The following is a 12,486-nucleotide window of genomic DNA, read 5'->3' as shown; positions in this document are numbered from 1 at the left end:
TTTCGCGCGGGTCGGTCGAGGCGAATAAGCGATTCAGCAGGCGGTGGTCTCCGCGCGCCGCCGTATCAGTGTTTGCGATTCGAATTGTCGCGAAGCTGGTTGCGTACTTTTTTCGCGGCAAAGAGCGGCACGTAGTCGAATACACGCGCGTCGTGCCGATAGCTGGCCAAGGTATCCGCGTACATCTTCGAAACGGTTTCCGTCGGCGTGTCCGTTTCCTCGGCGATGCTTTTCACTAATTCGTCTACATTGGGCTCGGGCTGCGACATAGATCTCTCCAAAGGTGCAGGCGGGTTAAACGGTGACACGTGTACGACAGGAGTTCCATTACAGGATGCGATGCGCGGCGATGCCAATTGAATCGGCCTATCGGCTGATTTTTTTTCAGAAAGATTTTTGTCTTGCGATGCAGCGAATGCCCGCGCAGCGCGGCCGAGCCAAAAATCAATGCGTGTGCCGGTGATGGATGTCCGGGAAATGCGCATGCGCGTGCGTCATGGGTGCATGGCGGTGCGGATGGGTATGCGGCTCGTCGCCGTCCCACGCGAAATCATGCTCGTGCTGGTGATGCGCGTCGTGCCGGTGACGATGCGAGTGCTCGAGCGGATCGTGCGTGTGCGGATGTTCATGACGTTCGCGAATGTGCAGCCACACGCCGAGCGTCATCAACGCGGCGGCGACCCAGAAGAGCGGCTGCGGCAGTTCCGGCCATAGCAGCCATGACAGGGTCACGCCGAATAGCGGCGCAACCGAAAAATAAGCGCCGGTTCGCGCGGTGCCGAGATTGCGCAGCGCGACCACGAACAGCACCAGACTCACGCCGTAGCCGGCAAAGCCGGTGAGCATGGCGAGCGCGACCGTCGAGAGCTTCGGCCATGCGGCGCCGAGGGTGAGCGCGAGCGCCACATTGACTGCACCGGCCACCAGTCCTTTTATGCAGGCAATGAACATCGCGTCGTGCGCCGACACCTTGCGCGTGAGATTGTTGTCCACGGCCCAGCACGCGCAGGCGCCGGCCAGCAGCAGCGTGCCCGGCGGCAATCCCGCCGCGCCTGGATGCCAGGACAGCGCCACGCCGCCCGCGACAATCGCGGCCATGCCGAGGAACACCTGCACGTCGACGTTCTCGCGAAACACGATCCACGCGATCAGCGCGGTGAATACGCCTTCCAGATTCAGCAGCAGCGAACCGGTGGCGGCCGGTGTCGTTTGCAAACCCAGCATCAATAAAGCAGGTCCTGCGACGCCGCCGGCCGCGATCGCGCCGGCCAGCCAAGGGATTTCGCGGACCGGGAAAGGGCTGTGGCCGGCCGGCTGTCCGCCGCCGCCTCTCAGCCGGCGCGCGAGCATCAGCGCGGCAAGGCCGCAGCCGCTGCCGAGGTAGAACAGTCCGGCAAGCAGGAACGGCGAGAGCGAGCCGAGCAACGCTTTGGCGACCGGCGTCGTCGCGCCGAAGAGGGCGGCGGCAAGCAAGGCGGTGAATGGGGCGTTGATGCGGATCGACATGACGGAATTGACGTGGGAGCAGACGTTGCGGACACGATAACGCTAACCGGCTCGCGCCGCTTGTAAGCCTAGCGTAAAGCGTTGCCGACCAGCAGGTCGGTCAGTAGCGCTACGAAAGCGTGCGGTTCAGGCGGATGTAACCGCCAGGACGGCAAGAGCACCGCAACGGTCGTGCGTGCCCGAACTTGTCGGCGAGCACCGTTTGCAGGGTGGCCGTGTGTCCGGACGCGAATCAGCCGTGCCGACTCACGGGCGCCGCACGCATCCAGACAGCCCTGTCGAACGTAATACGTTTATTGCCGCCACACGTTCGAGGCCGCCGCCATGCGCCGAGTTGTCTATGCCATTGCCACCGCCGCCGCCACTGCTATGGCGTCGGTGCTGCTGTTATCGCTCGCGGCCTGTTCCAACGATCCGCCCAATCCCAACCCGCGTGCGAGCGAACCGCTTTCCACCGTGCCCGTCGACTTGCCGCGCTATATGGGCCGCTGGTACATCATCGCGAACATTCCATATTTCGCCGAGCGCGACATGGTGGCGAGCCGCGCCGAATGGACACTGCGCACGGACGGCAAGATCGACGACTCGTACTACGCCCGCAAGAAGCGCTTCGACGCCGAGGAAAAACACTACCAGTTTCTCGACACGCCCGCGCCCGGCAAAGACGGCGGCGAGTGGAGCGTGCAATTGTTCTGGCCCATCCACGTGACGCAGCTGACGCTTTATGTCGACCCCGACTATCGCTACACGATCCTCGGCTACCCGGGCAAAAACCTCGGCTGGATTTTTTCGCGTGAACCGGACATGAGCGACGACACGTATCGGGCCTTGCTTGCCCGGCTCGATGCGATGGGCTACGACACGTCGCGTTTCAGGCGTGTGCCGCAGCGGCCGGATCAGTTGGGCAAGCCGGGCTTCGCCTCGCCGGGCGACAAGGACTAGCGGGCGCGCCGCGCGCATCCGATACCACCGCCGCAGCGTATAACCCGCATCGCCATTGAACGAAGAAACCATGCCGCCACTTGCCACTGCCGTGATTGCCTTAGTCGGACTCGTCGCGATTTTCAGCGCGGTCTGGGCGTGGCAGTTGAAGAGCGAAAACGCCGGCATGGTCGATCCCGTCTGGGCGTATTCGCTCGGCCTCGTGGCGGTGCTCTACGCGGTGCTCGGCACCGGCGACCCCGACGCGCGCGCGTTGACCGCGCTCGGCGGTTTGATCTGGGGCGTGCGGCTGGGCACGCATCTGTGGAAACGCAACGCCGGCAAGCCCGAAGACGCGCGCTATCGCCGCTTTCGAGAAAAATGGGGCGACAAGGCGGCGAGCAGGATGTTCTGGTTTTTCCAGTTGCAAGTCGTTATTTCGATGCTGCTGTCGATCGCGTTTCTCGTGCCGTCCTACCGCGGCACGGCGCCCGCTATTGGTTGGCTCGTGCTGGCCGTCGTGGTGTGGATCGTCTCCGTGGCTGGCGAAGCCGTGGCCGACCGCCAGTTGCAAAGCTTCAAGGCCGATGCGGCCAATCGCGACGCGGTGTGCCGCGTCGGCTTGTGGCGTTACTCGCGGCATCCGAACTACTTCTTCGAATGCGTGCATTGGCTGGCTTATATCGCGTTGTCGATCGGCACGCCGTGGGCCTGGTTCACGCTGCTGCCGCCGGTGCTGATGGCGTTTCTGTTGCTGAAGCTCTCCGGCATTCCGCTGCTCGAAGAAAGCATGGCAAAACGGCGCCCCGGTTACGCGGATTACATGCGTACCACCAGCGCGCTGATTCCGTGGCCGCCGCGGAGTTGAACACGCGACCACGGCGCACGCGCGCATTCAAAAAGTCCAGAATAACGACAGGGAGTCAGCCCTCATGAGCCTATCCACCACCGACCAAACCCTACCGCCATCGCCTGCCGAGCCCAGTGATGGCTGGCTCATACAAAGCTGCGAACGCGGCTGGCTGCCGGACAGCGTGATCCGCTTCGGCATGCGTCAGTTGATGCGTCAGCGTTTGCGCGACGAAGCGGCCGACAACGGCGAGTTGCGCGCGCAACGGCTCAACCGTCTGCTCGACGATCTGCGTGCGAGCCCGATCGCCATCGAAACGCAAGCCGCCAACTCGCAGCATTACGAGGTGCCGGCGTCGTTCTTTCACGCGCATCTCGGGCCGCATCTGAAGTACTCGTGCTGCTTATATCAGACCGGTGACGAGACGCTCGCGCAAGCCGAAGCGGCCATGCTCGAACGCTATGCTGGGCGCGCGGAACTCGCCGACGGTCAGCGGATTCTCGACCTCGGTTGCGGCTGGGGTTCGCTGTGTTTATGGCTGGCGAAGCGTTATCCGAATGCGCGGGTCGTCGCGCTATCGAACTCGCAGGGGCAGCGTGCGTTCATCGAAGCGCGCGCCGCGCAGGCAGGTTTGCACAACCTCTCCGTGATGACGGGCAACATTGTCGATTTCGAATTCGACGATGCACAGCTTGGCCACGGTTTCGACCGTGTGGTGTCGATCGAGATGTTCGAGCATATGAAGAACTATGGCCTGCTGCTCGCGAAAATCGCGCGCTGGATGCGCGACGACGCGAAGCTGTTCGTGCATATCTTCGCGCATCGCACGCTTGCATATCACTTCCAGGTGGAGGACGGCAGCGACTGGATGTCGAAGCATTTCTTCACCGGCGGCACGATGCCGTCGGAAGCGCTGCTGCTCAATTTCCAGGACGATTTGCGCGTGGAGCGGCAATGGTGGGTGAGCGGCACGCATTACGAGCGCACGGCGAATCATTGGCTTGCCACGCTCGATGCGGCGCGTGACCGGGTGATGCCGATGCTCACCGATACCTACGGCGCGCGCGACGCGGCAGTGTTGGCTGCAACGGTGGCGCATGTTCTATATGGCCGTGGCCGAGCTGTTCGGCTACGCGCATGGCAGCGAATGGGGTGTCGGGCACTATCGGTTCGTCAAGCGCTAGACTGTTCGTTCACCCTTGCCGCAACCGCCCCGCCTGGCATCGCCTCTGACTGGATGCGAATGCAACCAATGGCTCGCTCAGCGAATGCACCGCGCCGGCAGCGCCGATGTCGCGGCGCGGCATGAGTCGCCGCACATTTAGGGTGCAACGTTCCCGCTCAACACGCGCAGGAAATAATCTGAAACATACTTTTAAGCACCCGGCGGAATAAAGCGTCACACTGGGGCGTTTGTCTATACTGCGGCGCGTCTGGATGTGCTACTGCATTGCCGGATTTTCAAACAGCTTTCGCAGCCATGCCGCTGCGGACGGAATAAACATGAACACGCACGCCGACTCTCTGACCGATTCGACCGGCACGCACGTGCCATCGCACTACACCCGCACGGCCATGGTGCTGCACTGGCTCATCGCGCTGCTGATGATCGGTAACGTTGTGCTCGGCCTGAGCGCGGATTCGTTGCCGGACGACTGGGTGCGCCCGGTGGTCGACACCCACAAGTCGATCGGCATCACGGTGCTCGGTCTCGCGCTCATGCGCATTTTGTGGCGCGTGTCGCACAAGCCGCCGCCGTTGCCGCGCGAGTTTCCGTCGTGGGAAAAGATCGCCGCGCATGTCGCGCATTTTCTGCTCTACCTGCTGATGATTGCACTGCCGCTGTCCGGCTGGCTGCACGATTCCGCATGGAAAGACGCGGCGACGCATCCCATGCACCTGTTCAATCTGTTTCCATGGCCGCGTATCGGCTACGTGATGAACCTCGATCCGGCGCTCAAGGAGACCTTGCACGACCGTTTCGGCGCCTTGCATACCTGGCTTGGCTACGCGCTCTATGCGCTGCTGGCCATGCATATCGGCGGCGCGTTGAAGCATCAGTGGATCGATCGCAAGTCGGTTCTCAAGCGCATGGTGCCGTGAGCGCGGCTTCACTTATCAACCGCAACATCGACAAACCCGGCAGTCATTTTGAAGAAAACCCTGGAACAGGCCCTCGCTCTCGCTTCGCCGCGCATCGTGCCGCGTCGCACGACGCCGCTGAGCACGCTGATTCATCTGAGTGTCGTCGTAGTTTGGGTGCTGCTGTTCGCGCGCGCCTTCTTTCTGCAGGGCGCGCTGGCATGGTCGACGGGTATCGCCTACGTGGTGTACGACACCTTGCTGCTGGCGTTCGTCACGTGGAAAACACTGCCGTTGATGCGGCGTGCGCCGCCGCTCGAACCGGACTTCGAACGGCGCAGCTTGCCGAGCATGGGCGTGATCGTCGCGTCGCATAACGAAGCGACGGTGCTGCCGGTAACGCTCGCCGCGCTGCTGCGGCAAACGCTTGGGCCGGCGCAAATCGTCATTGCCGACGACGGTTCCACCGATACGACACGCGAACTGCTCACCGAACGCTTCGGCCTCACCGCCGCCGCCGACGGCGTGCTGAGCGCGCCGAGCGCGCTGTATCCGAATCTGTTCTGGCTGCGGGTGCCGCACGGCGGCAAGGCTCGTGCGCTGAATGCCGCGATCACCGTGATCACCACGGAAACCGTCATGACGGTCGACGCCGACACCCTGCTCGACGACGACGCCACCTACGCCATGCGCGCCGCTTTCGCGAGCGAGCCGAAGCTGGTCGCCGCAGCGGGCATTCTCGTGCCGGTGTGCGGCAAATCGGTGTCGGGCCGCGTATTCGAGTGGTTCCAGACTTACGAGTACATGCGCAATTTCATCGCCCGTTTCGCGTGGATGCGTGCGGACAGTCTGCTGCTGATTTCGGGCGCCTTCGCGTCGTTCAAGCGTGACGCGCTGGTCGACGTGGGCGGCTTCGATCCGCAATGTCTGGTCGAAGACTATGAGCTGATTCACCGGCTGCGCCGCTATTCGGTCGACCATGACCTCGGCTGGGACGTGCGCGTGGTCGGCGACGCGCGTGCCCGCACCGACGCGCCGGACAACCTCGCCAGCTTTCTGCGTCAACGCCGCCGCTGGTTCGCGGGCTTCCTGCAGACGCAGTACTGGAACCGCGACATGACCGGCAATCCGCGCTACGGCACGCTCGGCATGCTGATGCTGCCGGTCAAGGCGATCGACACCATGCAGCCGATCTACGGCCTCACGGCGTTCGCGCTGCTGCTCGCCTTTGTGTTCGGCGGACATGGCGCGATCGTCGTGTCGATCTTCAGCGTAATCGGTCTGAAAACGGCGATCGACCTCGCGTTCTATCTGTGGAGCATCCATCTCTACCAGCGCTGGACCGGCGAGCGCACCGGCTCCAGTTTATGGATGGCGATGCTCGCGGCGGTCGCCGAGCCGTTCACGTTTCAGCTGGTGCGGCACGTGGGCGCGGCGCTCGGCTGGCTGCATTTCCTGCGCGGCGGCCGGTCGTGGGGCGTGCAGCGCCGCTCGGGGCTGGTGGCGCACGACGAGAGCTGACGCGGCGCGTCGTCTCTTCGGGAAGGCATGGGGAGCCGGACGGCGCGCTTGCGCGGGCAGGCGTCGCCGCGGGCCGCTGCGCGGTCCCCGAACCCATACGGCGTCGGGTTCTAGTAGACTGGCGACGATGCTGCCCGCACTTTGCCGGGCGGCTACCTTCTATCCGCCCGTGCACGGAGAGCCACTTATGCATGCTGTTCCCCCGCTAGAACAAGACACCGTCGATGTAACCGTCGATGCGTCGCCTGCCCAGGCCGCATCGCAGAAACCGGCTCACGCGCCGGGCCAGGCCGCCAACGACGCACCGGTGCGCGATCTGCGCCGCGTCGGTATTCACCCGGACTACTGGTATCCATTGGCGTGGTCGCACGAGGTGAAGCGGGGCAAGACGCATGGTGTGACGTTCGCGGGCGACCCGATCGTGCTGGCGCGCACGGAATCGGGCAAGGTGTTCGCGCTGGAGGACCGCTGCGCGCATCGTCAGGTGCCGTTGCATCAGGGCGTGGTGGATGGCGAATCGATCCGCTGCGGCTATCACGGCTGGACTTACGACTGCTCGGGCAAGTGCGTCGACGTGCCGTACCTGGGCCGCGAGCGTCTGCCGAACGGCGTGCGCTCTTATCCGTGCCGCGAGATCGAAGGCCTGATTTTCGTTTTCCCCGGCGATGCCGCGCTGGCCGAACAACGGCCACTGCCCGACCTCGCGTCGGTCTCGGACAAGAAGTACAAGACGCGCCGCTTCGGCCGTCCGGTGAATTGCCATTACTCGTTCATGCACGAGAACCTGATGGACATGAACCATCAATTTCTGCATCGCAAGCAGATGGGGCAGATGCGGGCGCGCTCGCTCGGCCGGCGGCGCGGCGAGGGCTGGGTCGAAGTCGATTACACGTTCGCGCGCATGGCCGGCCAGCAGCCGATCGGCGAAGCGATCGTGTTCGGCCAGAGCCGTAAAACCGGCGGCGACAACGACAAGGACGTGATGACGATCCGCACCGAGTATCCGTATCAGACGCTGCAGATCCGCACGTCCGAGCAGACGCTGGTGATGAATCTGTGGATCATCTACGTGCCGCTCGATCGCGAGCAACGCACCAACCGCACGTTCGGGCTGCTGTCGATTCGCAAACCGGGCATTCCCGGCGTGTTGAATCTCGCATGGCCGCTGCTGGTGTGGTTCACCGAGCGCATTTTCAAGGAAGACCGCGAGATCGTCGAAGCCGAACAGCGCGCCCACGATTCGCAAGGCGCGGATTGGAATCACGAGGTGTTTCCGGTCATCAACGATTTGCGCGCGTTGCTGCGCGAGAACGGCGCGCCGGATCAAGTGGTGGGCGCCGGCACGGGCGACACGGCCGTGATCCGCTTCTGGGATTCGCGCCGCGGCAGCCCATTGGCGAAGAGCTGAACTTTCCTCTCCGGGGGGAATTAATCCATCTCCGGACGGTAGGGAATTCAAGGCAATCGAGCAGCGATAATGGCAGCTAATGCACGGCGGTTTGCGCTATTCGACATGCGCGGGCCGCAGACCCGTGTACCATTTCGCTTTTTCCAATCTTCAAGAATAGCCCGTGACTACGCAACAAATCCCTACCGCACCCCGTAAATCCCTCACGCTGCTGCAATTGCTGGGCCTCATCGGCGCCGCCGGCCTGATCGCCGCGATCGTGCTGAACCAGCTCGTCTGATCTCCGCGCGAAGTCTCTGGCGCAACGCTTGCGCCCCATGCCGGCACGCCCTCAGGGAGTTTCCTTGCGGGGCGCGATACCGGCTTCATCGATATTCCGATTTGCCATGTACAAGAAGGGCGTTGCCGTAGAAATCCAGTTTTCCTCTGAACGGCTCAACGACGGCGCGGGCGATCCCTACTGGATTGACCTGACGCAGGCCGAAGCGCAGCGGCTGCTGGAGAGCCTGCAGGCGCGTCTCGCGGAGACCGGCGTTGGCACAGTCGCGCCGTTAGTGGTAAGCCTCGATGAGACGCCTGCGTTGCACGCGGCTGATGCGCCGAGCGCGGCCGTGGATCCCGGCGCGTCGGCGGATGACTTCAAGCAATGGGTCTGCGTGATCTGCGGCTGGGTCTACGACGAAGCCGCAGGTTTGCCGGAAGAAGGCATCGCCGCGGGCACACGCTGGGCGGACGTGCCGGCAGACTGGCGCTGCCCGCTTTGCGACGTGGGCAAGGAAGATTTCGCGCTGGTCGAGTTTTAAGCCCGACCAACGGACAACGGTCAGCGGATTGCTTGAAACTCCCGCGGCCTAACCGGCTCCTTCCGGAAAGTCCGCGCCCACCGTGGTGGCTTCCCAGGCATCGAAATCGCCGCGCATGAAGTCCAGCTTCTTGCGCGCCAGTTCAAGCGCCATCTTGCCGAGCAGCAAGCGCAGCGGCGGTGTGTCCGACAGTGCGGCATCGATAATGGCCTGCGCGGCGCGCACCGGGTCGCCCGCCTGCTTGCCGCTGCGCGCTTCGGTCTGCTTGCGGCGCTCGCCGGCCGTGGCCGCGTAGTCGTCGATTACCGTGGCCGATTGTTTGATTGACGGGCCCGCCCAGTTCGTGCGGAACGGCCCCGGTTCGACGATCAGCACGTCGATGCCGAGCGGTTTCACTTCCGTCGCCAGCGATTCGGATAGACCCTCCACCGCGTATTTGGTGGCGTGGTAATAGCCGGTCGCCGCAAAACTCGCAATGCCGCCGATCGACGACACGTTGACGATCAAACCGCTACGCTGCTCGCGCATGATCGGCAAGACCGCCTTCGTGATGTCGACGAGGCCGAACACGTTGGTTTCGAACATGGCGCGGACTTCGTCGTCTTCGCCTTCCTCGATCGCCGCCAGATAGCCATAACCCGCGTTGTTGACGAGTGCGTCGATGCGGCCGAAACGCTGCTTCGCTTGCCTCACCACGTCGTCGATCTGCTTGCGGTTCGTCACATCGAGTGGCAGAACCAGTGCGCGGTCGCCGTGGGCTTCGGCAATATCTTTCACTTTCGACGGATCACGTGCGGTGACTACCGCGCGCCAGCCGCGCTCGAGCACCAGCTTTGCCAATTCGCGGCCAAAGCCGGTGGAACATCCTGTAATCAGCCAGACGGGATTGTCTCGATTCATCATTTGGGAAACTCCTGTTGATGGTCTACGACATGTGAAATCTCATGCGACACGAAGGCGCTGTGCGCCGCTCGTGTTCGCAATCGGTGTGCTGCTGTGCTTAGCTTGAAGCGTGCCCGGACTTTTTCGGTGGTGGATGCGGCTGTTGTTCGCGCGCGTTGATTTGCGAACCGAAGCCGTTATTGCTGCTTGCGTCCGGTGTGGACTTTCAATTGTAGTCGCAGCGCGGAGGCTTCGCTTTGCAGCGCTCCAACGAACTCGGCAGCCAGCGGGTGACCCGGTCGATGCTCCGGCTGAATCACACTCACGCGAAACGGCAACGACACGGCGAGCGGTCGGATATGCAGATGCCGTCCCGCGAAATCGAGGGCTGTCAGCGGATTGACGATCGCGAGGCCGAGCCCTTGCCGAACGAAGCTGCACACGGACACCGCGGTAGGCGTCTCGACGATCTGGCGGCGCGCGATTCCCGCCTGCGCGAAGGTCTCGTCGATTTGAATCCGGTATGGATCGTTCGACGACAGGCTGATGAACGGCTGATTGGCGAAATCCTTCAATGCGATCACCCGCTTGCCGAGCAACGGATGCCCGTCGGGCAGCACGCACACTTCATCGACTTCGAGCAAGGGCGTCAGACGCGTGCCGGCCGGCGGCGCGCCGTGTTCGGTCAGGCCGAGGTCGTAGCGCTGGGCGGTCAGCCATTCCTCGAGAAACGGCGACTCCTGCGTCGCGATCGACAGACTCGCGCCAGGTTGCGCGTCGTGAAAGCGCTTCGCCGCGCCCGGCAAGATCGAATGTGAAAACGCGGGCAACGCGATGACCGAAAGCTGGCCGCCCTGGAATTCTCGCAAGCTCGCGGCGGTGGACGCCACGCGTTCAAGCCCGACATACGCACGCTTGATCTCGTCGAACAAGGCGAGCGCGGACAGCGTGGGACGCAGCCGGCCGTTTGTGCGTTCGAACAGCGCAAAGCCGATGCTCTGCTCCATGCGCGCCAGTTCGCGGCTCACCGTGGGCTGCGAGGTGAACAGCATTTCGGCCGCTTTGGTGACGCTGCCCGCGGTCATCAGCGCGCGGAAGACTTCGATATGCCGATGTGTGAGCGCCATGATGGGGTATATCAGAAGTGAATGGGTATGTGAAGAATTGGTATTTTACTGAATGGCGTGTTTTCAGCATCATCTCACTCATACCAATGCTTCGACATGAAGAGAGACGCAAACCGTGACGCCATTCAATCCGCAACTACTCGTCGAACTTGCCCGCGAGCATGGCACGCCGCTGTGGGTCTACGACGCTAACGCAATTCGCAGGCGCATTGCTGAATTGCGCAGCTTCGACGTGATCCGCTATGCGCAGAAAGCCTGTTCGAATCTGCATATCCTCAAACTGGTGCGTGAGGAAGGGGCCACGGTCGACGCGGTTTCGCTGGGCGAAATCAAACGCAGTCTCGCGGCGGGCTTCACGCCGGATGGCGACCCCGAAGGCGTCGTGTTTACCGCGGATCTGATCGATCACGCGACGCTTGCCACCGTGATCGAGCACCGCATCACGGTCAACGCGGGCTCGCTCGATATGCTCGAACGGATAGGACGGGCTGCGCCCGAAGATCATCGCGTGTGGCTGCGGATCAATCCGGGTTTCGGTCATGGACATAGCAACAAGACCAACACGGGCGGCGAGCATAGCAAGCACGGCATCTGGCTCGACGATGTGCCGCAAGCGGTCGAGCTGGTCCGGCGTTATCGGCTGAAGCTGGTCGGGTTGCACATGCATATCGGTTCGGGCGTCGACTATGGACATTTGTCGCGTGTTTGCGAGGCGATGGTCGAAGCCGTGAAGGGCCTGGGCCACGATATCGAAGCAATCTCCGCGGGCGGTGGCTTGTCGGTGCCGTATCGCGAAGGCGAGCCCGGTATCGATGTCGCGCATTACTTCCGGCTCTGGGACGCGGCGCGCCAGCAGGTGGAAGCGCATGTCGGGCATCGCGTGAGGCTGGAAATCGAGCCGGGGCGCTTTCTGGTTGCGCAATCGGGTGTGCTCGTCGCGGAAGTTCACGCGTTGAATCGACGCCCCGCGCAGCAGTTTGCTTTGGTCGATGCCGGATTCAACGACCTCGTGCGGCCGTCTTTTTACGGCAGTCATCATGAAATGGCGGTGTTGAAGCGCGACGGCGCGCCGAGCGAAGCGCCGGTCGATTCGTTCGCGGTGGCCGGGCCGCTCTGCGAAGCCGGCGATGTCTTCACGCAAGCCGAAGGCGGCGTCATTACGAACCGCTCGATACACACGCCCGAAGTGGGCGACTTCATCGTGTTTCACGATGCAGGCGCATATGGCGCGTCGATGTCCTCGAACTACAACAGCCGGCCGCTTGCGCCGGAGGTGTTGCTGGAGCAAGGCAAGCCGCGACTGATCCGCCGGCGCCAGACTATCGACGAGTTGCTCGCGCTCGAAGAAACGGCAGCCTGATTTCAGCGCCGCTTCAACGCCGTTTC

11 protein-coding genes and 1 pseudogene are annotated in these 12,486 nt (G+C 63.0%); 8 read left to right on the top strand and 4 right to left on the bottom strand.

The window, feature by feature from the left end:
- Positions 1 to 65: 65 nt before the first annotated feature.
- Entirely contained in the window at positions 66 to 269 is a 204-nt protein-coding gene (locus tag B0G73_RS06655) for a DUF3562 domain-containing protein (protein ID WP_106279084.1), read from the bottom strand.
- 175 nt (positions 270 to 444) lie between these two features.
- On the bottom strand, positions 445 to 1,506 hold the full coding sequence (locus tag B0G73_RS06650) for a DMT family transporter (RefSeq protein WP_106279082.1): 1,062 nt from the start codon (positions 1,504 to 1,506) through the stop codon (positions 445 to 447).
- A 324-nt stretch (positions 1,507 to 1,830) separates the two neighbouring features.
- Between B0G73_RS06650 and B0G73_RS06645 the strand changes: the two genes are divergently transcribed.
- From B0G73_RS06645 to B0G73_RS41755, 7 genes and pseudogenes are all read left to right on the top strand, one after another.
- Positions 1,831 to 2,448 (top strand): lipocalin family protein, encoded by a 618-nt coding sequence (locus B0G73_RS06645; RefSeq protein ID WP_106279081.1) that lies wholly within the window; start codon positions 1,831 to 1,833, stop codon positions 2,446 to 2,448.
- Positions 2,449 to 2,518: 70 nt separating this feature from the next.
- Entirely contained in the window at positions 2,519 to 3,295 is a 777-nt protein-coding gene (locus tag B0G73_RS06640) for a DUF1295 domain-containing protein (protein ID WP_106279079.1), read from the top strand.
- A gap of 64 nt (positions 3,296 to 3,359) precedes the next feature.
- Positions 3,360 to 4,461, top strand: a pseudogene (locus B0G73_RS06635) (SAM-dependent methyltransferase).
- Between the two features lie 319 nt (positions 4,462 to 4,780).
- On the top strand, positions 4,781 to 5,380 hold the full coding sequence (locus B0G73_RS06630) for a cytochrome b (protein ID WP_106279078.1): 600 nt from the start codon (positions 4,781 to 4,783) through the stop codon (positions 5,378 to 5,380).
- Between the two features lie 48 nt (positions 5,381 to 5,428).
- Positions 5,429 to 6,880, top strand: coding sequence for a glycosyltransferase family 2 protein (locus B0G73_RS06625; protein ID WP_106279076.1), 1,452 nt, complete (start codon positions 5,429 to 5,431; stop codon positions 6,878 to 6,880).
- 187 nt (positions 6,881 to 7,067) lie between these two features.
- The gene (locus B0G73_RS06620; RefSeq protein ID WP_106279075.1) at positions 7,068 to 8,288 is read left to right on the top strand and encodes an aromatic ring-hydroxylating dioxygenase subunit alpha; all 1,221 of its coding nucleotides are present in this window, start codon (positions 7,068 to 7,070) and stop codon (positions 8,286 to 8,288) included.
- A 386-nt stretch (positions 8,289 to 8,674) separates the two neighbouring features.
- Positions 8,675 to 9,091: a rubredoxin gene (locus B0G73_RS41755; protein WP_106279073.1), complete on the top strand. Its 417-nt coding sequence runs from the start codon at positions 8,675 to 8,677 to the stop codon at positions 9,089 to 9,091.
- A 48-nt stretch (positions 9,092 to 9,139) separates the two neighbouring features.
- On the opposite strand, the gene B0G73_RS06605 is transcribed toward B0G73_RS41755, so the two are convergent.
- The gene (locus B0G73_RS06605) at positions 9,140 to 9,994 is read right to left on the bottom strand and encodes an oxidoreductase (protein WP_106279071.1); all 855 of its coding nucleotides are present in this window, start codon (positions 9,992 to 9,994) and stop codon (positions 9,140 to 9,142) included.
- Between the two features lie 176 nt (positions 9,995 to 10,170).
- Entirely contained in the window at positions 10,171 to 11,100 is a 930-nt protein-coding gene (locus B0G73_RS06600) for a LysR family transcriptional regulator (RefSeq protein WP_106279070.1), read from the bottom strand.
- A gap of 115 nt (positions 11,101 to 11,215) precedes the next feature.
- Here B0G73_RS06600 and lysA point away from each other — a divergent pair, with 115 nt between their 5' ends.
- Positions 11,216 to 12,460, top strand: coding sequence for a diaminopimelate decarboxylase (gene lysA / locus B0G73_RS06595; protein WP_106279068.1), 1,245 nt, complete (start codon positions 11,216 to 11,218; stop codon positions 12,458 to 12,460).
- Positions 12,461 to 12,486 lie beyond the last annotated feature (26 nt).

The organism is Paraburkholderia sp. BL25I1N1 (genome assembly GCF_003002025.1).
GTDB lineage: Bacteria > Pseudomonadota > Gammaproteobacteria > Burkholderiales > Burkholderiaceae > Paraburkholderia.
The sequence above is the reverse complement of the archived record's forward strand: the minus strand, read 5'-3'. Positions and strand labels throughout refer to the sequence as shown.

Excerpts from the sequence above, each read along its gene's own strand:
- B0G73_RS06655 (WP_106279084.1), bottom strand. The coding sequence starts at position 269 with ATGTCGCAGCCCGAGCCCAATGTAGACGAATTAGTGAAAAGCATCGCC.
- B0G73_RS06650 (WP_106279082.1), bottom strand. The coding sequence starts at position 1,506 with ATGTCGATCCGCATCAACGCCCCATTCACCGCCTTGCTTGCCGCCGCC.
- B0G73_RS06645 (WP_106279081.1), top strand. The coding sequence starts at position 1,831 with ATGCGCCGAGTTGTCTATGCCATTGCCACCGCCGCCGCCACTGCTATG.
- B0G73_RS06640 (WP_106279079.1), top strand. The coding sequence starts at position 2,519 with ATGCCGCCACTTGCCACTGCCGTGATTGCCTTAGTCGGACTCGTCGCG.
- B0G73_RS06630 (WP_106279078.1), top strand. The coding sequence starts at position 4,781 with ATGAACACGCACGCCGACTCTCTGACCGATTCGACCGGCACGCACGTG.
- B0G73_RS06620 (WP_106279075.1), top strand. The coding sequence starts at position 7,068 with ATGCATGCTGTTCCCCCGCTAGAACAAGACACCGTCGATGTAACCGTC.
- B0G73_RS41755 (WP_106279073.1), top strand. The coding sequence starts at position 8,675 with ATGTACAAGAAGGGCGTTGCCGTAGAAATCCAGTTTTCCTCTGAACGG.
- B0G73_RS06605 (WP_106279071.1), bottom strand. The coding sequence starts at position 9,994 with ATGATGAATCGAGACAATCCCGTCTGGCTGATTACAGGATGTTCCACC.
- B0G73_RS06600 (WP_106279070.1), bottom strand. The coding sequence starts at position 11,100 with ATGGCGCTCACACATCGGCATATCGAAGTCTTCCGCGCGCTGATGACC.